The sequence below is a fragment of the Streptomyces sp. NPDC001568 genome (assembly GCF_042893755.1).
GTDB lineage: Bacteria > Actinomycetota > Actinomycetes > Streptomycetales > Streptomycetaceae > Streptomyces.
Genome location: NZ_JBIAVF010000025.1, coordinates 96,734 through 119,937, shown reverse-complemented (window position 1 = coordinate 119,937; position 23,204 = coordinate 96,734). Strand labels below are relative to the sequence as shown.

The following is a 23,204-nucleotide window of genomic DNA, read 5'->3' as shown; positions in this document are numbered from 1 at the left end:
CGAGGAACGGACTTCATGAACGACCAGCACGACCACGGAGCACTTGGCGACGCCGAGTACGCGGAGTTCATGGAGCTCGCCGCGGAGGAAGGCTTCGACGTCGAGGACGTCGAGGGCGCGATCCAGGAGGCGGGCCACGGCCCGCTCCCCGTTCTCGCCGTCGTCGGCCGCCCGAACGTCGGCAAGTCGACCCTGGTGAACCGCATCATCGGCCGCCGCGAGGCGGTCGTCGAGGACAAGCCGGGCGTCACCCGCGACCGCGTGACCTACGAGGCCGAGTGGGCCGGGCGCCGCTTCAAGGTCGTCGACACCGGCGGCTGGGAGCAGGACGTCCTCGGCCTCGACGCCTCCGTCGCCGCCCAGGCCGAGTACGCCATCGAGGCCGCCGACGCGGTCGTCTTCGTCGTCGACGCCAAGGTCGGCGCCACCGACACCGACGAGGCCGTCGTCCGGCTGCTGCGCCGCGCCGGCAAGCCCGTCGTGCTGTGCGCCAACAAGGTCGACGGCCAGAGCGGCGAGGCCGACGCGGCCTCCCTGTGGTCGCTGGGCCTCGGCCAGCCGCACCCGGTGTCCTCCCTGCACGGCCGCGGTACGGGTGACATGCTCGACGCCGTACTGGAAGCCCTGCCGGAGGCCCCCGCGCAGACCTTCGGCACCGCCGTCGGCGGCCCCCGCCGCATCGCCCTGATCGGCCGCCCGAACGTCGGCAAGTCCTCCCTCCTGAACAAGGTCGCCAAGGAGGACCGGGTCGTCGTCAACGAGCTGGCCGGCACCACCCGCGACCCGGTCGACGAGCTGATCGAGCTCGGCGGCGTCACCTGGAAGTTCGTCGACACCGCGGGCATCCGCAAGAAGGTGCACCTCCAGCAGGGCGCCGACTACTACGCCTCCCTGCGCACGGCCGCCGCCGTCGAGAAGGCGGAGGTCGCGGTCATCCTGATCGACACGACCGAGAACATCAGCGTCCAGGACCAGCGCATCATCACCATGGCCGTCGAGGCCGGACGCGCCATCGTGATCGCCTACAACAAGTGGGACGACCTCGACGAGGAGCGCCGCTACTACCTCGAACGCGAGATCGAGACCGAGATGCAGCAGGTCGCCTGGGCGCCCCGGGTGAACGTCTCGGCGCTCACCGGCCGCCACATGGAGAAGCTGGTCCCGGCGATCGAGACCGCGCTCGCCGGCTGGGAGACCCGTATTCCCACCGGCCGGCTGAACGCCTTCCTCGGTGAGGTCGTGGCGGCCCACCCGCACCCGATCCGCGGCGGCAAGCAGCCCCGCATCCTGTTCGGCACCCAGGCGGGCAGCAAGCCGCCGCGGTTCGTCCTCTTCGCCTCCGGCTTCCTGGAGCACGGCTACCGCCGCTTCATCGAGCGCCGCCTGCGCGAGGAGTTCGGCTTCGAGGGCACCCCGATCCACATCTCGGTGCGGGTGCGCGAGAAGCGCGGAGCGCAGTACAAGAAGAAGAAGTAGCCGACCTCGGGGTCAGTAACCCCGGCGCGGAGCGGGCGGCAGGGCCGCCGGGACGTGGTGCGTCCCGGTCTGGTGCTGCCGCCCGCCGGCATATCCGGACCCGATGGTTCCGGCGTGGGCGTACGAGGCCTGCGGGGAGGGCGTGGCCGGGACCGGGAGCGGCGCGTGGACGGGCTGCCAGGGATCGCTCTGCCAGGCGGAGCCGCTCCATCCGCCGGTGCCGTACGAGCTGTACGAGCCACCCTGGGAGAACGCCGTGAAGCCGAGGTGCTCCTCGCCCGACCGGTCACCCGGCAGGGCCCGGAAGGCGCGCCGGTACTCCGAGTAGAGCGTGTCGTAGATCGGGGTGTGCGAGGCGGCCGGAGCGCTCTCCCGGTCCCGTGAAGGGCGCATCGGGGGGACGCTGCTCGGAAAGGACGGGGCGCGGGATGGGTCGTATGAATGCACGTATCAGCCAACGAACCCGAGGCCGTGCGGATGCGGGGTGACGGGACGGAAAACGCAGATCGCCGGGGGTGCGCGGGACGGACCGCGCACCCCCGGCGCATGCCGCCCGGCCCCTGCGGGAGGGGCGGGCGGCCGTTTCGGCGGGGAAGGTGGGAGGGGGCGGGTCAGGCGCCCGGCGTACCGGCCAGCGGCATGGAGGCGGCGACCAGCTTGCCGTTGCTCGCGGCCTTGTCCAGGGCGTCGCGGAGCAGGTCCTCGCGGGGCTGCTGGCCGATGGAGCCGACCGGGGCGGCGTAGATCAGCACGCGCTGGGTCTTGTTCACGGCGGCCCGCCAGCCGTCGGTGACGCTCAGCGCCTGGTGCGCCTGCCACCAGGCCACCTGGGGCCCGCCGTCGACGCCCGGCTGGAGGACGGCGTGCAGCTGGCCGCCCGCGAGCAGCACGGACCAGCCGCTCAGCGCGGAGGGGACCTCGGCGGTGTCGGTGACCGGGATGAAGCCCTGCTCGATGAGGAGCGGGAGGAAGTCGTCGCCGGGGCCGGTGGTGCCGGGGCGGGCGATCGGCGCGGTCGGCTCGACGACCAGCGCCGGGTGCAGGTCACCGTTGATCAGGACCAGACCGCTGGTGATGCCGAGGACGGCCTGACCGCCGGGCACCGCCTGCGGGACCTCGCCCTCGGGCGCCGGGGCGGGAGCCGGGCTGTCCCCGGTGATGCTGCGGACCGCGCCCTGGAGCTGCTCCTCGGAGACGGTGACCACCTGCGAGGGGATGCAGTTGGCGTGGGCGAACGCGAGGACGGCGGTCTCCTCGCCGACGAACAGCACCGTGCTGGTGGGGTCGCTCTCGGGGTCGCCGGGGGTACGGCAGGAGGTGCAGTCGTAACTGCGCGGGGCGTCGTCGCCGGTGAGCAGCCTGTCGGCTTCTTCGTCACCGATCTCGGCACGTACCTCAAGACTGACGTCGAGCATGCGCGGCACGGGGTGGCTCCTCATTCGTGCGGAGGCCGGGAGGCTCCCGGCTCGCCGGGCTCAACGCGGGAGCGGCGGCCGGGGTCACGCCGTTTGAGGGAACGGAATCGAACCTGACACCCGGAAGAGTGAACCGTCCGAGGCCCGCTTCGCATTCGCGTCAACTCTTGCCCGGTTGTGCACAGTTGATGGCCGCCGCCGGTCGTTTCGGCGGTGGCGGCCGGTCCGCCGTACGGGTGGGGCCGACGGGCGCGCCGCGTGGCGGGGCGGGCCGCCGACGGGCGCTGCGTAGCGTGTGCCGATGCCCGACCTCCGTCTTCGGATGCGGTGGGCCGCGGCCCGCGCCGCCGCCGCGCTGGTGCTCGTCCTCCCGCCGGGCGCGGCGGTGGCCGTCCCCGCCCCCGGCTCCCTCGCACCGCCACCTCCCGCACCCGGACCCGCCGGCGCCGCGCACCCCGGCTCGCCCGGGGTGATCGGGCAGGGGCCGGGGGACTGCGGACCGGGCGGCGAGTGGCCCTGGGACTGCGTCGCCGACTGCGAGAGCGGCGGACGCTGGTCGGTCAACACGGGCAACGGCTTCTACGGGGGGTTGCAGTTCTGGCAGCCGACCTGGGAGGACCACGGCGGCCTCGCGTACGCGGCCCGCGCGGACCTGGCCACCCGCACCCAACAGATCCGGGTCGCCGAGGAACTCCTCGGCACCCAGGGGTGGGAGGCCTGGCCGGTGTGCGCGAAACGGTACGGGCTGGCCGGGCGGATGCACGTGGTGCGGCCGGGGGACACCCTGACGGGCATCGCGAACGAGCGCCGGGTACCGGGCGGTTGGCGGGCGCTCCACGAGGCGAACCGGGCGGCGCTCGGCGAGCGGCCGCAGCACCTGACGGTGGGCACCCTGCTGGCCCTCCCGCCCGCGACGCCGCCCGCCGCGCGGCCGACCCCGGCCCCGACCGCGGCCCCGACCCCGGCTCCCGCGCCGTCGGTGTCGACCCCCGCCGCGCCCGCGAAACCGCCCGCGCCCGCCACGCCGCCCGCGCCCGCGCCCGCGCCGGGACGCTGAGCCGAGCCCGGACCCCGTACGCCCCGCGGGGGCCCGGCAGGGTCGCCGCGGTGGTCGGCGAGACTACGGGGATGCTGGAGACCTCCGCACGACTGCTGCGTCTGCTGTCCCTGTTGCAGGCCCACCGAGAATGGACCGGGGCCGATCTGGCCGACCGGCTCGGCGTCACGCCGCGTACCGTCCGTCGGGACGTGGACCGGCTGCGCGAACTCGGGTACCCGGTGAACGCCAGCCCCGGCACCGGCGGCGGGTACCAGCTGGGGGCGGGGGCCGAACTGCCGCCGCTGCTCCTCGACGACGACGAGGCCGTCGCGGTGGCCGTGGGTCTGAGGACGGCGGCGGGCAACGGGGTCGAGGGGATCGGGGAGGCCTCCGTACGGGCCCTGGCCAAGCTGGAACAAGTACTGCCGGCGCGACTGCGGCGGCGGGTGTCGGCCCTCAACGAGTTCACCGTGTCGATGCTGCGCGGGCCCGCCCCCTCCACCGTCGACCCGTCGGTGCTGACCGAGCTGGCCGCCGTGTGCCGGGACGCCGAGCGGCTGCGCTTCGGATACCGCGACCACGAGGGGAACGTCAGCCGGCGCACCGTGGAGCCGCACCGGCTGGTGTGCACCGAGCGCCGCTGGTACCTCGTCGCCTGGGACGTCGACCGGGAGGACTGGCGGACCTTCCGGGCGGACCGGATCGAACCCCGCCCGCCGCACGGTCCGCGTTTCCCCGCGCGGCCGGGTCCCGCCGAGGACCTGGCCGCGTACGTCTCGCGGGGCGTCTCACAACGGGCCTGGGCGGCCCAGGCCCTGGTCCGGCTGCGGATCCCGGCCGAGGAGGCCGCCCGGTTCGTGGGCCCCGCGGACGGGGCGTTGGAGCCGCTCGACGCGCGGAGCTGTCTGCTGCGCACCGGGGCGGTCAGCCTCGACGTCCTGGTGATTCACCTGATGCTGCTCGGCTGTGAGTTCGAGGTGGTGGAGCCGGTCGAGCTGACCGATCGGATCAGGTCCGCGCGGGACCTTCTCGGCCGCTCCCTGGAAGGCGTAACGGACAAAAGGTGAGGGCGGAGGTCGGGTCTCCGAGGGTGCGGCACCGCCCAATGCGCGGGGGTAATTCGGCGCCTCGCGACCGGAATTCGAAAGGGGTTCCGATGATGGTGGGCGGGAGGCGGGAAAGAATGCCGCTCGGCCTCGGCGGGCGGATCGCGCGCCGCGCCCGGCGGGCATTCGACCGTCGACAACCCGTGACACAAGCGTGACCCGGTACGGAGGAACATCCGGGCGCGAGGCTGACGGGCCGGGTATATGAACGACGAAGGCGGGCCGGTCAGGTGACCGGCCCGCCTTCGTGGGCGCGGGGAGGGCGTGCGTACCGTCCCGCGCGGTGTTCTCAGCCCCCGGTGGCCGGACGGGCCGCGGTGCCCCGGCTGCCCGCCCGCTCGGTGTGCGCCGGTCGGCGGCTGCCGGCCGGGGTGACCGGAGTGCGCTCGGAGCGGATCAGGTGCGGCCGGGGCGACGTGTGGGCCGCGGGGCGCAGCGTGGGGGAGTGCGCGGCCGCCGCGGCGACCGGCGCGGCGGCCGGCGTGGCGGCCGGGGAGGTGACCGGCGCGGTGGCCGGGGAGTCCGACCCGGTGGCGCGCCGGGGCTGCCACTTGCCGCCCGCGGAGAGCAGCGGGGTGAGCGCAGCCGCGACGGGCTCGGAGATCCGCCCCTCCTCCAGCCGACGCCGGAGCATCTCGCGCAGCTCGAAGACGTAGGCCTCGGCGCGGGCGATGAGCGGCTCGAACCAGGGCAGCGCCAGCATGATCAGGAGACCGGCCGTCCAGCCGAGCAGGACGTCGGACACCCAGTGCGTGCCGAGGTACACGGTGGTGGCGCCGACGCTCAGGGAGACCACCGCGGAGACGATGGACAGCACCCGCCGGGTGACCGTGGTGGATGCCAGGTAGGCCAGGATTCCCCAGGTCACGACGGCATTGGCGGTGTGGCCGGAAGGAAATATATCGCCGCCCGCGAAGAGCTCGGCGGAGCCGATCCTGGTCGCGTAGTGGGGGCCGAGCCGGCCGAGGCCGAGCTTCACGGCGCCGACGGTGATGTTCAGCAGCAGCAGGGCCACGCCGAGGGTGATCAACGGACGCAGCGTGTGCTGGCGCCAGGAGCGCCAGCCGAGCCAGGCCGCGACCATCACCGCGGTGGGACCGCGCTGGCCCAGTACGACGAGGTAGTCGAGGAAGGCGTGCAACTGCGGCCACTGCTCGTAGGGCCGGAAGAACATGATCTGCCAGTCCAGCCGGACGAGCCAGGACGTCATCAGCACGGCCACGACGATCGCGAGGTAGAACGCGAGGGTCGAGGCGAGGAGCACGACGCGGTGCCGGCTCATCCGCGGGGTTTGCAGATGAGCCGGTCGCTCCGGTTCCCGGTCCAGCCGGGCGAACACCGGCTCCAGCCGGGTCAGCAATTGGTCGGTACGCACTCAATCGACGTTACCGCGCGTCGAAGGGCAGCCCGGTCGAATCGCGGGCTTTGTGATGACCATGTGATGTGGAGTGCGTCTCACGCAGTACTTAATTCCCGTTATTGCGGCACCGGTTGGAACTCCGGGGATTCAACTCCCGCGACCCCGGCGGCGTAATTATCTGCATACTTACCCGACACTTATTGCCGCAGGTCAATTCCTTTGCCCAATCATGGATTGGAATGATCCGTTCCGTGGTCGTGTCCGCCTGACCGGTACGGAGGCCGTCCCGCGGCCGTCCTACGGAGGTCCGGACCCGTTGAGCCAGAAGGCTCCGTACACCGCCGATCCGACGGCCACCGCGCCCAGCACCGCCGCCGCCCGTCGCGTCCCCCACCGGCCCAGGGCCGCCGCCACCGGCAGCAACAGCGGGAACGCCGGCAGCAGCAGCCGGGGCTTGGAACCGAAGTACCCGGAGGCGCACAGGGCCAGCGCCACGACGATCCCGCAGTACACGAGCAGCGCGGCGGGCTGCCGCTGCCGGACGCACAGCCGGTACAGCCACAGCACCAGCAGCACGCCGACGATCAGGCCCGCACCGGCGAGGAAGGCGGAGGAGGCGAGCCGCGCCCCGATGAACCGGGCGAAGGCCCAGCCCCCGTCGAAGCCGTTGCCCCAGCCGGCCTGTACGTCCAGGTACCCCAACAGCCCGCCGCCGGTCCGGTGCCCCACCCACAGCACGTACGCGGCCGCCCCCAGCGGAGCCAGCAGCACCCCGACGGCCGTCCGCCGGGAACCCTCGCCGCGCCGCCACGCCAGGGCGGCCCCCACCCAGAGCGCCGCGACGACGGCGGCGCCGACCGGGCGGGTCAGTCCCGCCCCGGCCGCGAGCAGGCCGGCCGTGATCCAGTGCCCGCGCAGCACCCCGTACAGCGCCCACGCGGCCAGCGCCGTGAACAGGGCCTCGCTGTACGCCATGGACTGCACGACGCCGACGGGCAGCGCCGCCCACAGCGCCACCGCGAGGATCCCGGCGCGGCGCCCGAGGAGCAGGTCGGCCACCGCGAAGATCCCCCAGGCGGCGGCGAACCCCGCCACCACCGAGACGACCAGTCCCGCCGACCCGTACGAGAGCCCCGTGACCGCCGCCACCAGCCGCTCCAGCCACGGCAGGAGAGGGAAGAACGCCAGGTTGGAATGGACGGCCCCGCTCGGCAGGACCACCTCGTACCCGTAGCCCTCGGCGGCGATCCGGGCGTACCAGAGCGAATCCCAGCGGGCCGAGAGCAGCGTGTGGGGACTGCTGCCGGCCACCGCCCCCCAGACCGCGAGGACGGCGAGGCCGAGCAGGCGGACGGCCGCGAAGGCCGCCAGGGCGGGGGCGGCCCGCCGGAGTCGGGAGGGCTCCGGGGGCGGCTCGGTCACATCGGTCTCGGGGGTCACGGGCGTGTCGTTCACCCCGACAGTCTCGCGGGCCCGGCTCCCGGCGCCGTAGCCGCCCGGCCGCGCCGCCGACCCGCGACCACGCAACGCGTACGGGCGGATACCCGGAGGAAGGAGGATCGGGTGAGTGGCGCACACCACAGGCCGGCCGTCGCCGAGGTGAGAGCTTGACCACGTGTCGGACACGCGAACTCGCGTACGCTGACCGTTCACTCGCGTGTCGATGCCGGACCCCGTTGGACGCCGCAAGCGCACCACCCGCGGCGGGCCGACGACGCAGGTCCGCCGAGTGTGAGGGATCACCTGGGAGGTACATGCATGTCGGGCACGCACATGACCGGCGACAGGACCCCTTCCTTGCGGCAGCGGCTCGGCGCGGTCTCCGGCGGGGCGAACCGCTGGTTGGTCCTCGCGGTGCTGTGCGTCAGCCTGGTGCTCGTCGCCCTCGACGCGACGATCCTGCACGTGGCCGTCCCCTCCGTCACGGAGGACCTGCGCCCCGGCGCGATGGAGCTCCTGTGGATCGTCGACGCCTACCCCCTGGTCTGCGCCGCGCTCCTGATCCTCTTCGGCACCCTCGGTGACCGCGTCGGCCGCCGCCGGATCCTGCTCCTCGGCTACGCGCTCTTCGGCGTCGCCTCCGCCATCGCCGCCTTCGCCGACAGCGCCCAGGTCCTGATCGCCGCGCGCGCCCTGCTCGGCATCGGCGGCGCGATGATCATGCCGGCCACGCTGTCGATCCTGCGCCAGGTCTTCCCCGACCGGCGCGAGCGGGCCCTGGCCATCGGCATCTGGACCGCCGTCGCCGCGATCGGCGCGGCCGGCGGGCCCGTGCTCGGCGGATTCCTCGTCCAGCACTTCTGGTGGGGCTCCGTCTTCCTCATCAACATTCCGCTGATGGCCCTGATCCTCCCGCTCGGCCGCTGGCTGTTGCCCGAGTCCAAGGGCTCCTCCGACGGCCCCTGGGACGTCCTCGGCGCGCTGATGGCCGCCGCGGGCGTGCTCGGCTCGGTGCTCGGCATCAAACGGATCGGCGCCGAACGGCACCTCGCCGACCCCGAGGCGCTGGTCCCGCTGGCCGTCGGCGCGGCCCTGCTGATCCTCTTCGTGCGCCGCCAGAAGCGGCGCGAGCACCCGCTGATCGACATGCGGATGTTCTCCCGGGCCGCCTTCTCCACCTCCGTCGGCTGCATCGTGCTGGCCATGCTGGCCCTGGTCGGCCTCGAACTGATCGCCGTCCAGTACCTCCAGCTGGTGCTGCACCTGAGCCCGCTGGAGACCGGGCTGCGGCTGCTGCCGCTCACCTTCGCCGCCATGGCCGCGGGCGCCACCGGCTCGTACACCCTCCAGCGGGTCGGCCCCCGCACGATGGTCTCGCTGGGCTTCGTGCTCACCGCCGGCGCGGTCCTGCTGCTGACGCTGATGGGCCAGCAGGACCGGCCCGTGCTGCTGACCGTCGGCTTCGTCCTGCTCGGCTTCGGCCTCCAGACCACTCTGTTCGCCGCCTACGAGTCCATGCTGAGCGAGGCCCCGTCGGCCACCGCCGGCGGCGCGGCCTCCATAGGCGAGACCTCGTACCAGCTCGGCGCGGGCATGGGCATCGCGCTGCTCGGCAGCGTGATGAACGCCGCCTACGCGCCCGGACTCCACCAGGTCCCCGGTGTCTCCGCCGCCGACTCCGCGGGGGCCGCGCACTCCCTCGGTGAGGCCTACCAGATCGCCGCCCGGCTCGGCGGCCCGGCGGGGGAGTCCCTCTACGCCGCCGCCCGGCACTCCTTCGTGCAGGGCCTGCACGTCACCCTCGTCGTCAGCGCCGCGCTGCTGCTGGCGGGCGCCGTCATGGCGCTCAAGCTGCCGCGCACCATGGACAACACCGAGCCGGTCGGGGAAGGCGAAACCGGAGCGGAGCGGTCCGTACGGCTCCCCGCGCAGTCGACGGCCCCGGCCTCGACCGCCGGCGCGCGGATCCCCGGGCCGGCCACGTCCGAACGCGACCCGGCCGTCGGCGGGCGGCCCGGCCGCACCGCCTGACGGCACGCCCCCGGAAGTCGGGGGTGGACCCGGGGCGCGCCCGGCGACAAACTTGCACTGCTAGGTTTCGCCCACGTGCCTGCCGGGAGGCCCCTCTTGTCCGCCTCGTCTGCGTCATCCGCGCCGAAGACGCCCTTCGTCCCCACCGATCCGCTCGGCCTCGACGAGCTCCTCGGCCCCGAGGACCTCGCGGTCCGCGACACCGTCCGCTCCTGGGCCGCCGACCGGGTCCTGCCGCACATCGCGCAGTGGTACGAGGACGGCGAGCTCCCCGGCATCCGCGAGCTGGCCCGCGAACTCGGCTCGATCGGGGCCCTCGGCATGTCCCTGGAGGGCTACGGGTGCGCCGGTGCGAGCGCCGTCCAGTACGGCCTGGCCTGCCTGGAGCTGGAGGCCGCCGACTCCGGGATCCGCTCGCTGGTCTCCGTACAGGGCTCCCTGGCCATGTACGCGATCCACAAGTACGGCTCCGAGGAGCAGAAGCAGCGCTGGCTGCCGGGCATGGCGGCCGGCGAGCTGATCGGCTGCTTCGGACTCACCGAACCCGACGTGGGCTCCGACCCCGCGGCGATGCGCACCCACGCCAAGCGGGACGGCGGCGACTGGGTGCTGAACGGCCGCAAGATGTGGATCACCAACGGTTCGGTCGCCGCCGTGGCCGTGGTCTGGGCGCAGACCGACGAAGGCATCCGCGGCTTCGCCGTGCCCACGGACACGGCCGGGTTCTCCGCGCCGGAGATCAAGCACAAGTGGTCGCTGCGCGCCTCGGTGACCAGCGAACTCGTCATGGACGACGTACGTCTGCCGGCGGACGCGGTGCTCCCGGGCGTCACCGGGCTCAAGGGACCGCTGGGCTGCCTCAGCCACGCGCGGTACGGGATCATCTGGGGTTCCATGGGCGCGGCGCGCGCCAGTTTCGAATCCGCGCTCGACTACGCGAGGACGCGGGAGCAGTTCGGCAGGCCGATCGGCGGGTTCCAGCTCACGCAGGCCAAGCTCTCGGACATGGCACTGGAACTCCACAAGGGCATCCTGCTCGCCCACCACCTGGGCCGGCGCATGGACGCGGGCACGCTGCGGCCGGAGCAGATCAGCTTCGGCAAGCTCAACAACGTCCGCGAGGCCATCGATATCTGTCGGACCGCGCGGACCATCCTGGGTGCCAACGGGATCTCGCTCGAATATCCCGTGATGCGGCACGCCACCAACCTCGAATCGGTGCTCACCTACGAGGGCACCGTGGAGATGCACCAGTTGGTGCTGGGCAAGGCACTCACCGGGCTCGACGCCTTCCGGTGAGGGCCCCGCTCAGCTCTGGTTGAAGAAGTCGCGCGAGCGGCCGCCCGCTTCACCGTTGACGATCTGGGTGTCGGCCGGGGTCAGGAGGAAGACCCTGGTCGCCACCCGCTCGATCGAACCGCGCAGGCCGAAGGTCAGACCGGCCGCGAAGTCGACGACCCGCTTCGCGTCGCCCGGGTCCATCGACGACAGGTTCACGATGACCGGGACGCCCTCGCGGAACAGCTCGCCGATGCCGCGGGCGTCACGGAAGCCGTCCGGCGTCACCGTCGCGATGCGCCGGCCCTGCTCGACGGCCGACTCGGAGGCGACCTTCACACGGGGATCGGTGACCCACTGGTCGCCGGGGCCGGAGACCGAGCCCTGCTGGCGCTCCACCGCCTCCGCGTAGTCGTCGTCGTAGTACCGCTCGTCGTCGTTGTCCTCCACGAGACCCAACCAGGCACTCGCCTTGCGTACCGAACCCATGGACGCCTCCTTTCACCGTGGCCAGTCTTCTTCTTCTCCGTTGCCCCTATGGTCGTCCATGATGCTGACAACGCGCCAAGTGGATAGTCGCCGCGCAGGGGTTTCGTGACGGGACTGGTGCAGAACATCCGTTGCACGGTCAAGGATTCAGGGCGGCTGCCGCTGCTGTCTGAGTGAAAATACGACCGCCGCCGCCGTCCGGGTGAGCCCTTGCGGCGTACGGGTGAACGACCTGGCTGGATACGATGCCCGGGAAAACCGCGGATCACACACGGGGGAACCGGATTGTTCGGCATTGTCAGACCTTGCACGCACCGGCTCGGCGAGCGGTTCAAAACGGAGTGGATGGCCCATCTTTGTGGACTCTGCCTGGCACTTCGTGGTGACCACGGTCAGTTCGCACGCATCGTCACGAACTACGACGGGCTGCTCGTCTCCGTTCTGACGGAGGCTCAGTCGGGTCCGCTGCCCGGCGCCCGGCGCACGGCGGGCCCCTGTCCGCTGCGCGGCATGCGGACCGCCCCGGTCGCGAACGGCGAGGGGGCCAGGCTCGCGGCCGCCGTCTCCCTCGTACTGGCGTCCGCGAAGGTGCGCGACCACGTGGCCGACCGGGACGGGCTGTTGGCCCGCGCCCCGATCGCCGCCGCCGCGCGCAAGGTGGCCCGCGGCTGGGACCGGGCCGGCGCCCGCACCGGCGCCTCGCTCGGCTTCGACACGGCGGTCCTCGTCGACGCGGTGGACCGGCAGGGCGGCATCGAGACCCTGGCCGGGCGCGGCACCTCCGTGCTGCTGGTGACCGAGCCGACGGAGACCGCGACCGCGGCCGCCTTCGCCCATACCGCCATCCTCGCGGGGCGGCCAGGCAACGGGTCCGCGCTCGCCGAGGCCGGCCGGTACTTCGGGCGGCTCGCGCACCTGCTGGACGCGGTCGAGGACCAGAGCGCCGACGCCGCGGCGGGCGCCTGGAACCCGCTCACCGCCACCGGGACCTCCCTGACCGAGGCCCGCCGGCTGTGCGACGACGCGCTGCACGGGATACGGCTGTCGCTGGACGAGGTCGAGTTCGCCGACGCGGGACTCGCCCACCGGCTGTTGGTGCACGAACTGCGCACCTCGGTGGACCGGGCCTTCGGGACCGGCACCTGTCGGCACGGCGTGGCGAACGCCGCGGACCCCGGACCCGGGCAGCCCCAGGGCGGCCCGTACGGCCAGGGCGGGCCCTACGCGGGCGGTCCGTACGCGGGTGGTCCGTACGGCCAGGGCGGACCGTACGGAGGTGCGGGCGGCAACCCGTACGGGCAGCAGCCGACCCCCGGCGGGCCGGCCGGGCCGCCGCCGATGGGCCCCGGCGGCCCGTGGGGGCCGGGTGGTGGTGGCGGTCACGGCGGCCACGGAGGCGGGGGCGGTCACGGCGGCCCCTCCGGGCAGAAGCCGCGCCGCGGACTGCTGGCGGGCTGCGCCGTGGCCATCGGGCTGTTCTGCACCTGCCAGATCTGCTGCACCGAGCACGAGGGGCCGTGGTCGCGGAAGAAGCGTGACCCGTGGTGCGACGCCTGCGAATGCTGTGACTGCTGCCGGCCGAACTCCTCTCCCACGGGCGGCTCGGGCGGCGGGAGCGGCGGCGGGGACGGCGGGTGCTGCGACTGCAACTGCTGCGGGTGCGACTGCTGACGGTCGGCGGGCGCCGAGGCGCCGGGCCGGCGGCTTCCTGAGACTGCGTCAGTTTCCGTGGACCCGGACGGCGTACCGGGGGATTCCCGCCCGGGCGCGTGTGGAAGGGTTGAGCGCCATGAGTGACGATGACGCCGCCACGGCCTGGCGGGAGTGGCACGAGCACCGGACGGCCACCGTTTCCGGGCCCTACGGACCCCTGACGCTGACCGGTACCCACTGGCTCTCCGAGGCCGGGACCGAGCACCCGGAAGGTCGAATTCCGGCCGTTCCGGGCCGCTGGCGCGCCACCGACGGCGGCGTTCTGCTGAGCGCCACCGCCGAGGACGGGCTCACGCTCGACGGCGAGCCCTTCGTCGGGGACGCCGTCCTCGACGCCGACGAGGGCCGGCCCGCGGACTCCCGGGTCCGCGTCGGGGACGTGCGGCTCGTCGTGATCCGCCGGGAGGGGGAGTGGGCGCTGCGCGCCTACGACCCCGCCGCGCCCGCCCGGCGGGCCTTCCCCGGGATCGAGGCCACCGCGTACGACCCCGATTTCGCGCTGCCCGGCCGCTTCCGACCGTACGGCGAGGACCGGACGGTCCAGGTGGCGAACGTCGACGGGCGCGAGCGCGGCCTCGGGCTCGGGGGCGAGCTGAGCTTCTCGTACCGGGGGAGTCCGTACTCCCTCCAGGTGGCCGTGGACGGCGAGGACGGCAGCCTCTGGGCCGTCTTCGGGGACACCACCGGCGGCCGTTCCAGCTACCGCTTTCGGTTCCTGCGGCCCGGGATCCCGGCCGCCGACGGGAGCATCACCGTCGACCTCAACCGGGCCCTGCTCCCGCCCTGCGCCTTCGCCGATCACTTCGTCTGCCCCTTCCCGCCCCCGGGCAACACCCTGCCCTTCGCGGTCGCGGCGGGGGAGCGGAGGCTGAAAGACGCCCTTGTCGCCGGTATCTGACGCCGTGACACTCCCGTCAGCGTCATTCGGCGGACTTGTCAGGGGCACGGCGAAAATGTGCGGGGTGCGACCCCACCCGCACGCCCTGCCCCCACCGCCGCTCACGGGCTCCGGCACCCCCACGACCGCCGGGCCCCCGACCCCCTTCCGGGAGGACGTGCAGTGAGGATCAATCGCATCACCCGTGTCAGGCTGCTCGCGGCGGCCACCGGCCTGGCCGCCGTCGCCGCACTCGCCGCCCCCACGGCCGCCAGCGCCGCCGCACCCGAACCCACCGACAACGGCTTCAGCGCCGCCCGGCTCGCCGCCGCCGAGGCCTCCGTCCTACGGGCCGACGTCGCCGGCACCGCCTGGCACACCGACGCCGCCACCGGCACCCTCGTGGTCACCGCCGACTCCACCGTCAGCGCCGCCGACCTGGCCAGACTCCGCCGCGAGGCCGGGGCCGACGCCCGCGCCCTGCGCATCGAACGCACCCCCGGCAAGCTGACCAAGCTCGCCTCCGGCGGCGACGCCATCTACGCCTCCAGCTGGCGCTGCTCGCTCGGCTTCAACGTGCGCAGCGGCAGCAACTACTACGCCCTCACCGCCGGTCACTGCACCGACGGCGCGGGCACCTGGTGGACCAACTCCGCCAAGACCAACGTGCTCGGTTCCACCACCGGCTCCAGCTTCCCGACCAACGACTACGGCCTGATCAAGTACGCGAGCAACACGCCCGTCCCGCCCGGCACCGTCGGCAGCCAGGACATCACCAGCGCGATCAACGCCACCGTCAACCTGTCCGTCACCCGGCGCGGCTCCACCACCGGCATCCACAGCGGCAAGGTGACCGGCCTCAACGCCACCGTCAACTACGGCGGCGGCGACGTGGTCTACGGCATGATCAAGACCAACGTGTGCGCCGAACCCGGCGACAGCGGCGGCCCGCTCTACTCCGGCACCCGCGCCGTCGGCCTCACCTCCGGCGGCAGCGGCAACTGCTCCTCGGGCGGAACGACCTACTTCCAGCCCGTCGTGGAAGCCCTGAACGCCTACGGGGTCAGCGTCTACTGACGCACGCGCCCCCGTCGCGCCCCTGGACGTCCTCCCGCCTTCTGGGAGGATGTCCAGGTGCTCGCGTCCTTGGGGGAGGCAGGTTTGCCGCACGCAGGTTTCCACATGAAGCGCATCGGCGTGACCGGACACCGGACCATCCCGAGCGAGGCCCTCGGACACGTGAGGGAGGGTCTGCGGGCGCTACTGGCGTCGCACGAGGGGCCGCTGGAGGCGCTCTCCAGCCTCGCCGACGGAGCCGACCAGCTCTTCGCCGACATCGCCCTGGAACGCGGCGCCGACCTCACCGTCGTGATCCCCAGCGGCGACTACGAGGAGACCTTCGACGACGCGGACGCCCTCGCCGGCTACCGGCGCCTGCGGCTGCGCGCCACCCAGGAGGTCCGGATGGCGTTCCCCCGCTCCACCGACGAGGCCTACTACGCCGCCGGCACCTGGATCGCCGACTCCTGCGACCGGCTCGTCGCCGTCTGGGACGGCCTGCCCGCCCGCGGCCACGGCGGCACCGCCGAGATCGTCGCCTACGCCAGGGCCCTCGGCAAACCCGTCACCGTCATCTGGCGGGAGGGCGTGGCCCGGGACTGAGCCGCGCCCCGCCCCGAGCCCCGCCTCGACCGCCGTGCCGTTTCAACCGGCGTGCCGCCTCGACCGCCGTGCCGTCTCAACTGCTGTGCCGTGCCAACCAGTCGGTGTGCTGCGGTGACACGTACCGCTCCGTCTCGTACACGCTGGACGGCCACTGCGCCTCGGTGATCGTCGTCTGCATCACGACCATCATCGCCGACAGGTCCTGCTCGATCAGGGTGTGCGCCTCGATCAGCGGATGGTGGCGCCGCACCTCGTTCCAGGCGATCCCGGCCGCCGCCGCCGCGCTCAGCAACGCCGTCAGCCGCGGCCCCGGACCCGAACCCAGTGCCCCGAACAGGGCGAACAGCAGGGCGAGACAGGTCAGCAGCACGATCGTCCACGACCACACCCGGGTCGCCCGCCGCGACACCTCCGTCCTGCGCCGGTACCAGGTGCGCTGCTCGATCAGCCGGTCCCGTACGTACGTCTCCCGACGGACCTGGTAGTCCATCCCGCGCAGCCGCTGCATCGCCCCGGTGATCTCACCGCCCTCCGGCACCGGCCCCGAGGCCCGCGGATCCTGCCAGCCCATCTTGCGCAGTTCGGCGAGCCCCGCCTCCAACCGGGTGCGGTACGCCGCCTCCACCCCCTCGGTCTCCTTGCCGAACGGCGCCCCGTGCACGGCGTACCGCCAGGCCAACGACTTGATGAACTCGGCCGCGCTGCGGTTCAGTTGCCACTGCGGTCGCGCCCGCCGCCGCGTCGCCCGTACGCCCACGGCCAGCACCCCCGCGTACGCCAGCGTGCTCAGCGCCCCGAACAGGTGCAACGGACCCACGGCGGGCCCGGACGGCAGTGCGGCGGCCCCGGCGGCCGCGACCAGCAGCAGCAACTGCGCGCGCGTGGCCTTCACGGACTCCCGCTGCCGGGAGATCGCCGCCTGGTCGGTGTGGTGGAAGAGGGCCGGCAGGTCCTCGTTGCGAAAGGTCATGCTGTCGGTCACAGCGCCCCCCTGCTGTCGGGTGGCGGGCAGCGGGGGCCCCGCGGTCGCGGAACCCCCGCCGCCCTCCGTCGGATCACACGGCGAGCGGCTCCAGGTCCCGGTGGACCCGCCGCTCGTCACGGGCGTACCGGGTCAGACCGTGGTCCTCCCCGAGCAGCCGGGCCAGTTCGGCCACCGCCTCCGCCCGTACCCGGGCCGCCTCCTCCTTGCGGCCCATCATGTCCAGGCTCACCGCCATGTTCGACGCGCTCGCCAGGGTCTCCGGATGGTGCGCCCCCAGGGCCTCGCGCAGCCGCAACACCGAGAGCCGCTCCAACTCCAGGGCGCCCTCCGGGTCACCGAGGTCCGCCCGCGCGTTCGCCAGGTTCAGGTGGGCGAAGATCGTGTGCGGGTGGTTGTCGCCCAACACGTCGCGCATGTGCCCGATCGTCAGCCGCAGCATCGACTCGGCCGTCTCGGCCGCCCCGGTGCCCCAGTGGAAGACCGCCAGGTTGTTCGCCGCGGCCAGGGTGTACGGGTGCCGCGCGCCCGGCACCTTCATGTACTCGGTCACCACGTCCTGCGCCAGGTCCCGGGCGGCGCCCGGATCCCCCGTCGCGAACAGGTCCGCGGCCAGGTTCAGCTCGCAGGCCAGCAGGTCCGGGTTGACCGAGGTGTACTTGGCCCGGTACCGGGCCCGGGTCGCCGTCGTCAGTCGCAGCGCGTCCTCCAGTTCGCCCGCCCGCCGCAGCGACACCGCCAGGTTCTTCGCCGCCGACAGCGTCCCCGGGAAGGCCCGGCCCAGCTGCCGCTTGTAGATCTCGTACGTCCGTCCCAGCAACTGCACCGAGTCCTCGTACCGGCCCACCTCGCGCAGGTCCCGGGCCAGGTTCTGCGCCGAGGACAGGGTGTACGGGTGGTCCGGGCCCAGCACCTCCGTGCGCCGGTCGAAGACCTCCTGGTCGATCTCCCGGGCCCGCGCGTACTGCCCGATCATGCGCAGGTTCAGCGCCAGGTTGTTCGCGGCCGCCAGGGTGCGCGGGTGCGCCTCGTGGAAGATCTGCCCGAACCCCTCGTGCGCCGCCGTCGCCAGCTCCATCGCCTCCCCGTACCGGCCGAGCGCGCCCAGGTCCATCGCCAGGCCGCTGGTCGTCATGTACGTGTGCGGGTGCGAGGGACCCAGCGCCGTCCGCTGCCGCTCCAGCGTCACCTCGTCGAGTTCCTTCGCCTCCACGAAACGACCCTGCGACCGCAGGATGTTGGACAGGTGGAAACGCAGGTACAGGTACTGGAGGTCGTCGTTGCCCAGCGTCTCCTTCCAGGTGTCGCGCAGCTCCTCGCCCAGCGCGTACGCCGCCTTGAAGTCGCCGCGCTTCCACAGGTAGCGGACCCGGTCGATCAGCAACCTGCGCGTCTCCGGCTCCTTGCAGAACCGCGCCTCCGACGGACTCAGGTGCGGCCAGATGGTGTTGAACCGCGGCCACGTCTCCGGATTGTCTATCGGCTCGTCGTCGTCCGGCCGGGCACCCGCCAGGATCCGGTGCACCGCGTGCCGCGCCTCCCGCTGTTCCTCCTCCGTCAACTGCGCCCGGATCACGGCCTGTACGAGGCGGTGCACCTGGATGCTGTTGCTCACCTGGTCGACCTTGGCCATCGCGAACCGGCCGATCTCCCGGATCACCCGGCCCAGCACCAACTTCTCCTGGAGCGAGGCGTCGTACGGCTTGAGCGCGTCGATCATCTCCTTGCTGTACAGCAGGTTCGCCGAGATCGGCTCCGGCGCGAAGAAGGCGCACAGCTGCAACAGCCGCACCGCGGCGGGGGAGCGGGACTGGAGCCGCTCGATCGACACGTTCCAGGTCGCCGCCACCGGCTCCGGATAGCCGGGGGGCTGGTTCAGTCCGAGGACCCGGGCCGCCTGCTGGGCCAGCTGCTCCAGGTACGCCGACACCGGCGTCGCGGTCTCCGCGATCCAGGCGCCCGCCTGCTCGACGGCCAGCGGTAGGTCGCCGACCGCCACGGCCACCTGCTCGGCGTCGTCCTGGGAGAGCCCGGGCGCGCGCCGCTGGAGGTGTTCGATGGACTCCTCGCGCAGGAACACGTCCACCGGCAGCGCGTCCCCGTACTGCGACCAGGACTGGTTGCGGGAGGTCACCAGGACGTGCCCCGGACCTCCCGGCGGGAAGAACCGCTTGAGCGTCTCGGGATCGTCCGCGTTGTCGAAGACCAACAGCCAGCGCGAGGACGGCACCCCGCGCCGCAGCAGGTCGATCGCCTCCTGGGACGCCGCCGACATGTCCTCGCCGGTCTGCGCCCCGAGCCGTACCGCCAGCTCCGCGAGGGCCGCGACCACGTCGTCGGTCTGCTCCGAGGAGATCCACCACACCAGGTCGTAGTCGGCCATGAACCGGTGCACGTACTCCAACGCCACCTGCGTCTTGCCGACGCCGCCGAGCCCGTACAGCGTCTGCGGCTGCGGCAGCACCACGGCCATGCCGCCGCCGAGCTGGTCGCGCATCCGCTCCAGCACGATGCTGCGGCCGGTGAAGCCGGGGTTGCGGGGCGGCGCGTTCCAGATCTTCGGGACCGTGCCCGGGAAGCGGGGGCCGGGATGGGAGGCGCCGGCGACGCTGTCGGGCAGCGCCATCGGCCGCTCCACGGCCCGCAGCAGGGCGGTCGCCGCGTGCACCTCGTCCAGCCGGAACAGGTCCACCGGGTTGCGGTCGATGTACGGCGTCGCGAGGCGTACGTCGCCCACCCGCAGCGGCACCAGCTGCCGCCGGCCGCCCGTCGGGTCCTCGGCGGCGGCCCGGTTCCAGACGTCGACGGCCCGCGCCGACTTGAGGTACGCGCTCGAGAGCAGCACCACGGTCCGGGCCGCGGTGTCGACGCCGATGCCCGTCCCGCCCAGGGTGTCGCCGGCGCCCGCCGCGGCCGGCGCCGGCGCCCGCTCGGCGGACACGTCCCGGGGGACGACCCGGAAGCCGGCCCGGGTGAGCACCGACTCGATCCAGTCGGCCCACATCCGGTTCTCGGCGACGTAGGACAGGAACAGGTCGGCGGGCAGGGCCGGGCGCCGCCGGGTGAAGGCGTCCCTGATCCGCAACCTGACCTCCTCGCCGATGGCCGGCATGGAGGTGACCTCGCCCTCGGTGACCACCGTGGTGAGCCGCTCGAAGGCGGAGAGCAGGGAGTTGGTGAGCCCGGCCTCGTCGCCGAAGGTGGCCAGGGTCTCCTCGTAGGCGTAGTAGGGGCGGTACGGGATCTCCACCGCGCCCCAGTACGAGGTGAGTTCGTCGCCGATCAGGCCGTTCGGGAAGCGGTCGAACTTGATCCGGGCCAGCGCGCGGCCCGCGTCGGCCTTCTCCTTCTCGCCCTCGTCGATGCGCATCGGCACGGGGTAGATCTTGATGCCCCGGTCGTTGAAGCGCTCGTCGATCTGCCGGGCGACGGAGGCGGCGCCGTCGATGGACTGGTCGGAGAGGGTGAAGCAGTCGACCAGCACGTCGGGGAGGTGGACGGTGCAGATGTCGGCGATGTCGGACAGGCCGGTGCGGCTGTCGATCAGGACGTAGTCGTAGGCGCGCTTCATGTCCGCGCGTAACGCGTCGAAGAAGAGGCCGCCGCCGAGCCGGTCGTAGAAGTTGTCCCAGTCGAACGTGGACACGGTCGCCGAGTACTCGCGGTTCTGCTTGCCCGCCGAGACGAAGTCGAGGGTGCCGCCGTCCGGGAACTCCCAGCCCAGGTTCTCCGGGGTGAGCGAGACGGCGTGCGGCTGTATCCGGGCGTAGTCCTTGTGCCAGTCGTCCGCGCGCTGCACCGGGCTGGTGGCGGCCCACGCGTACTCGCTGATCAGGTCGATGACCCCGGTGGTGGCCCCGAGCGTGGAGGGGTCCAGGAAGGGGTGGAAGAAGCGGTGCAGGCCGGGCGCCTCGAGGTCCCAGTCCACGGCGAGCACCCGCTTGCCGTTCGCGGCCAGGATCCAGGCGGTGTTGGCCAGCGCCATGGTCCGGCCGGTGCCGCCCTTGTACGAATAGAAGGTGACGATGCGTCCGTCTCGGTCGTCACGACTCGCTGTCATCCGCGTCCCCCCGGTCGGTGTCGTGTGGGTCGTCGTGCCCTGCGCGTCCTTCGGGTCCGTGCCGCCCGCCGTGCGGTCCCGCCTGCGGGCCCCCGCGTGACCCCCCGCGCCCGCCGTGGGCGTCGGGCGGGAAGGGGGCCGGTGGGGGGAGGGGCGGGCCGCCCATCCCCATCGGCCCCAGCAGCCGCGGGCGTTCGGTGGTGCTGTTCCCCGCCGGGAGGTAGACCTGCGCGTGTCTGAGGAACTGCTGGGCCGCGGCCTCGACCACCTGCGGCAGGATCTGCCCGAGCGTCTCCATGTTGGCCACCCCGTTCGCGGCGGCCCGGCAGGCGGCCCGGCCCTGGCCCATCTTGACGGGCAGGGTCTCCTCCAGCCTCCGGGCCAGTTCGGCCTCCTTGGCCCGGCCCTGGTGGTCGTAGCGGTTCCAGGGCACGACCACGTTGATCCACGGCCTGGCCTCCTGGTCGAAGGCGGCCAGCCGGCGGCGGCGGTGTTCGTCCTCCACGGCCCAGCGGTCGACGATGAGGATCTCCGGCCGGGTCGGCGGCTGCTTGCTGTCGAAGTGGCCCGACTCGTCGTCGAAGGACGACATGGTGGTGCGGTAGTTGAGGTTCTTGACCAGGTCCTCGGCCACGTAGGCGATGGGCCGCTGCGAGACCGGGTGGTACGGGTTCCAGTCCAGCGCGCTCTCCCCGTAGTACTCGGGGCTGCGGCCGTCGGGCAGGTCGTGCCGGGAGGCGGCGGCCACGGTCACGTGGAGCGTGCGGGCCGGGCTGCCGCTGGGACCGAAGGCGCTGGGCACCACCCGGTAGTCCAGTGGACGGACGGGTTCGAGTCGGACGGTCTCGGCCACCCGCACGATGCGCTTGGCGAGCTCGTAGACGGCCCGCTCGTACTGCTCGGCGTACCCGCGCAGTTTGATCAGCCCGTACAGCCCGTCGGTGACGTAGCGCTCGCCGAAGGTGTTGTGGTTGAACTGCAACCGCTCGGCCGGCCCCGGTAGTTGCGAGGGGGGAACGGGCACCCACAGCGCGGGCACGATGGCCTCGGCCCGCTCGTTGCTGACCGCGCCGTGCTGGATGGCGCGCTGCGCGAAGGCGAACCACTCCTTCCCGCACATCTCGCTGGCGAAGTAGCGCGGCGAGAACAGGGGGACGAAGACCCGGCAGGTGGCGAGCGCCGCCCCGAGCCGCTCCGACCAGCCCTCGCCGCTGCGTATCTCGCGGTCCATGAAGCCGGCGTCCGATCCGGCGGGCAGGTCGGTCAGTGCCATGACGTGGCTGCAGAGATCGCGGAAGAGGCGCTCGACCCACATGTCGGGATCGGGACCGCCGGCCCCGAACCTCGGTGTATGCGCATAACTGAGAAAAAAATACGGCTGCACTGATGCGGGCACACGACCCCCGTCCCGAAGATGCGAGCGAAGAAACATCATTCCGGAGCTGCTTCGCCACATCCCCTCATCGTTCAGTCAATCAGCGTCTGTTTTCGGTCATCCAGTTCATTGCGTGGTCGACGGCGTCCGGAATGGAGAAGAGCATGGCCGGAGCCCCTCCCACCCGCCCCCTGCGCACCCGGGAATCCGGGAATGCGCCGCCGATCACGGCGAAATCGCTGTCGTCCAGTGCGACGTCCTCGAAGGTGGTCCACTCTCCCCCCTGCTGACCACCACTTCCCCCCGGAAGGTTCACCTTCACCACACAGTCGTACATGCGCAAGGGGGGCTTCGGAATTCGGTACTCCGCGAGATGGAAAGCGGTACAGGACGCAAAGCCCACATTGATCATCAGAACCTGACCCCCCTCCCAACACAGCTTTCCCAGGGGCGACTCCTCGCCGAGGTGGTTTTCGAGCCGGTGCCCGGAACACAGTTCGCGCGCGCCCGCGCCGAGCGCGGCGAAGGAGGTCTGCGGATGGTCGCTGCGCGCGGCGCCCGGCGCGGTACGTACGGCCTCGGCGAAGGCGCCCATGCCCCGGCTCGGCGTGCGGTCCGCATCGAAGGCGGGCATCCGGGCGCGGAAGGCCCGTACACCCGGCTCGTCCAGCCCCGCGGTACGCGCCCGGTGGGCGGTGGAGGTCAGCGAGTTCTCCGGGGTGAACGCCGGGACGACCAGGGTGCCGTGCGGACCGAGGAGCCCGGTCAGGGCGTCGCGCAGGGTCTCGGCGCGCAGGCCGGTGCCGCCCAGCGCGGCGTGCACCAGCAGCCGCGCGCGGGGGCGCACGCCGAGCAGCCGCAGCTGCACGGCGAGCGCGAGCGGGCCGGGGGTGCGGCC

At 72.8% G+C, this 23,204-nt stretch carries 18 protein-coding genes; 9 read left to right on the top strand and 9 right to left on the bottom strand.

What is annotated here, in order from left to right; all coding sequences use genetic code 11:
• Positions 1-15: 15 nt before the first annotated feature.
• Positions 16-1,476 (top strand): ribosome biogenesis GTPase Der, encoded by a 1,461-nt coding sequence (gene der / locus ACFY0I_RS35235; protein ID WP_388903515.1) that lies wholly within the window; start codon positions 16-18, stop codon positions 1,474-1,476.
• 12 nt (positions 1,477-1,488) lie between these two features.
• Here the strand turns inward: der and ACFY0I_RS35230 are convergent, their stop codons facing one another.
• Both ACFY0I_RS35230 and ACFY0I_RS35225 read right to left on the bottom strand, forming a co-directional pair.
• The gene (locus tag ACFY0I_RS35230) at positions 1,489-1,869 is read right to left on the bottom strand and encodes a hypothetical protein (RefSeq protein WP_388903512.1); all 381 of its coding nucleotides are present in this window, start codon (positions 1,867-1,869) and stop codon (positions 1,489-1,491) included.
• A gap of 218 nt (positions 1,870-2,087) precedes the next feature.
• Complete coding sequence (locus ACFY0I_RS35225; protein WP_388903510.1) at positions 2,088-2,900, bottom strand: hypothetical protein; 813 nt, start codon at positions 2,898-2,900, stop codon at positions 2,088-2,090.
• Positions 2,901-3,192: 292 nt separating this feature from the next.
• Between ACFY0I_RS35225 and ACFY0I_RS35220 the strand changes: the two genes are divergently transcribed.
• Both ACFY0I_RS35220 and ACFY0I_RS35215 read left to right on the top strand, forming a co-directional pair.
• Positions 3,193-3,948: a transglycosylase family protein gene (locus ACFY0I_RS35220; RefSeq protein WP_388903508.1), complete on the top strand. Its 756-nt coding sequence runs from the start codon at positions 3,193-3,195 to the stop codon at positions 3,946-3,948.
• 71 nt (positions 3,949-4,019) lie between these two features.
• Positions 4,020-4,997, top strand: a complete 978-nt coding sequence (locus ACFY0I_RS35215) for a helix-turn-helix transcriptional regulator (RefSeq protein ID WP_388903506.1) — start codon at positions 4,020-4,022, stop codon at positions 4,995-4,997.
• A 328-nt stretch (positions 4,998-5,325) separates the two neighbouring features.
• Here ACFY0I_RS35215 and ACFY0I_RS35210 read toward each other — a convergent pair whose 3' ends face one another.
• Both ACFY0I_RS35210 and ACFY0I_RS35205 read right to left on the bottom strand, forming a co-directional pair.
• Positions 5,326-6,411, bottom strand: a complete 1,086-nt coding sequence (locus ACFY0I_RS35210; protein WP_388903504.1) for a phosphatase PAP2 family protein — start codon at positions 6,409-6,411, stop codon at positions 5,326-5,328.
• A 282-nt stretch (positions 6,412-6,693) separates the two neighbouring features.
• Positions 6,694-7,836, bottom strand: coding sequence for a glycosyltransferase family 39 protein (locus tag ACFY0I_RS35205; protein ID WP_388903608.1), 1,143 nt, complete (start codon positions 7,834-7,836; stop codon positions 6,694-6,696).
• A gap of 318 nt (positions 7,837-8,154) precedes the next feature.
• Between ACFY0I_RS35205 and ACFY0I_RS35200 the strand changes: the two genes are divergently transcribed.
• Both ACFY0I_RS35200 and ACFY0I_RS35195 read left to right on the top strand, forming a co-directional pair.
• A complete protein-coding gene (locus ACFY0I_RS35200; protein WP_388903501.1) occupies positions 8,155-9,867 on the top strand; it encodes an MFS transporter in 1,713 nt (570 codons plus the stop codon).
• 96 nt (positions 9,868-9,963) lie between these two features.
• On the top strand, positions 9,964-11,166 hold the full coding sequence (locus ACFY0I_RS35195) for an acyl-CoA dehydrogenase family protein (protein WP_388903499.1): 1,203 nt from the start codon (positions 9,964-9,966) through the stop codon (positions 11,164-11,166).
• A 9-nt stretch (positions 11,167-11,175) separates the two neighbouring features.
• On the opposite strand, the gene ACFY0I_RS35190 is transcribed toward ACFY0I_RS35195, so the two are convergent.
• Positions 11,176-11,634, bottom strand: coding sequence for a cell division protein SepF (locus ACFY0I_RS35190; protein ID WP_388903496.1), 459 nt, complete (start codon positions 11,632-11,634; stop codon positions 11,176-11,178).
• A gap of 285 nt (positions 11,635-11,919) precedes the next feature.
• Between ACFY0I_RS35190 and ACFY0I_RS35185 the strand changes: the two genes are divergently transcribed.
• The 4 genes from ACFY0I_RS35185 to ACFY0I_RS35170 all read left to right on the top strand — a co-directional run bounded on the left by ACFY0I_RS35185 (position 11,920) and on the right by ACFY0I_RS35170 (position 15,886).
• Positions 11,920-13,305 (top strand): DUF5685 family protein, encoded by a 1,386-nt coding sequence (locus ACFY0I_RS35185; RefSeq protein WP_388903493.1) that lies wholly within the window; start codon positions 11,920-11,922, stop codon positions 13,303-13,305.
• 118 nt (positions 13,306-13,423) lie between these two features.
• Complete coding sequence (locus ACFY0I_RS35180; RefSeq protein ID WP_388903491.1) at positions 13,424-14,245, top strand: DUF1684 domain-containing protein; 822 nt, start codon at positions 13,424-13,426, stop codon at positions 14,243-14,245.
• Positions 14,246-14,407: 162 nt separating this feature from the next.
• The gene (locus tag ACFY0I_RS35175; RefSeq protein ID WP_388903489.1) at positions 14,408-15,301 is read left to right on the top strand and encodes a S1 family peptidase; all 894 of its coding nucleotides are present in this window, start codon (positions 14,408-14,410) and stop codon (positions 15,299-15,301) included.
• 105 nt (positions 15,302-15,406) lie between these two features.
• A complete protein-coding gene (locus ACFY0I_RS35170; protein ID WP_388903487.1) occupies positions 15,407-15,886 on the top strand; it encodes a hypothetical protein in 480 nt (159 codons plus the stop codon).
• Between the two features lie 76 nt (positions 15,887-15,962).
• Here the strand turns inward: ACFY0I_RS35170 and ACFY0I_RS35165 are convergent, their stop codons facing one another.
• The 4 genes from ACFY0I_RS35165 to ACFY0I_RS35150 all read right to left on the bottom strand — a co-directional run bounded on the left by ACFY0I_RS35165 (position 15,963) and on the right by ACFY0I_RS35150 (position 23,174).
• The gene (locus tag ACFY0I_RS35165; protein WP_388903604.1) at positions 15,963-16,859 is read right to left on the bottom strand and encodes a DUF4231 domain-containing protein; all 897 of its coding nucleotides are present in this window, start codon (positions 16,857-16,859) and stop codon (positions 15,963-15,965) included.
• A gap of 85 nt (positions 16,860-16,944) precedes the next feature.
• Positions 16,945-20,931, bottom strand: coding sequence for an FxSxx-COOH system tetratricopeptide repeat protein (gene fxsT / locus ACFY0I_RS35160; protein WP_388903485.1), 3,987 nt, complete (start codon positions 20,929-20,931; stop codon positions 16,945-16,947).
• Positions 20,915-22,363 carry a TIR-like protein FxsC gene (locus tag ACFY0I_RS35155; protein ID WP_388903601.1) on the bottom strand — a complete coding sequence of 483 codons (1,449 nt, stop codon included), beginning with the start codon at positions 22,361-22,363 and terminating at the stop codon, positions 20,915-20,917. Before ACFY0I_RS35155 ends, fxsT begins: the two co-directional genes overlap by 17 nt.
• A gap of 43 nt (positions 22,364-22,406) precedes the next feature.
• On the bottom strand, positions 22,407-23,174 hold the full coding sequence (locus tag ACFY0I_RS35150; protein ID WP_388903483.1) for an aminoglycoside N(3)-acetyltransferase: 768 nt from the start codon (positions 23,172-23,174) through the stop codon (positions 22,407-22,409).
• Positions 23,175-23,204 lie beyond the last annotated feature (30 nt).